The organism is Cupriavidus sp. SIMBA_020, assembly GCF_046535395.1.
GTDB lineage: Bacteria > Pseudomonadota > Gammaproteobacteria > Burkholderiales > Burkholderiaceae > Cupriavidus > Cupriavidus campinensis.
In genome coordinates this window covers 1-247 of sequence record NZ_JAWRWU010001329.1, presented here as the reverse complement: position 1 = coordinate 247, position 247 = coordinate 1, and the positions used below count along the sequence as shown (strand labels likewise).

At 53.8% G+C, this 247-nt stretch carries 1 protein-coding gene; it reads right to left on the bottom strand.

The features are described from left to right. Positions 1–223 (bottom strand): hypothetical protein (locus SB751_RS33825; RefSeq protein WP_410749475.1); only part of this gene is annotated, 223 nt, incomplete at its 3' end. Between the last annotated feature and the right edge of the window lie 24 nt (positions 224–247).

The following is a 247-nucleotide window of genomic DNA, read 5'->3' as shown; positions in this document are numbered from 1 at the left end:
AACCACCGGCCAAAAATAGCAGCACCGCGACGACGCCAAATGCCAGCATGAGTTTATTGAATTTTCCGCGGCGCTCGTCCTCAAGAACCTCATGCCGATGTCGCTCTTCATCCAATAGCTCGGGGCTTGAGCACTGGGCCAAGGGCTTGTATTGCTGCGACTCATCATGAACAATCATGTCCCCCAGGACATTAATGTCCCGGCCAACTCGAAAATCTCGCACGTGGAACTCCTTCCTCGAGGATGC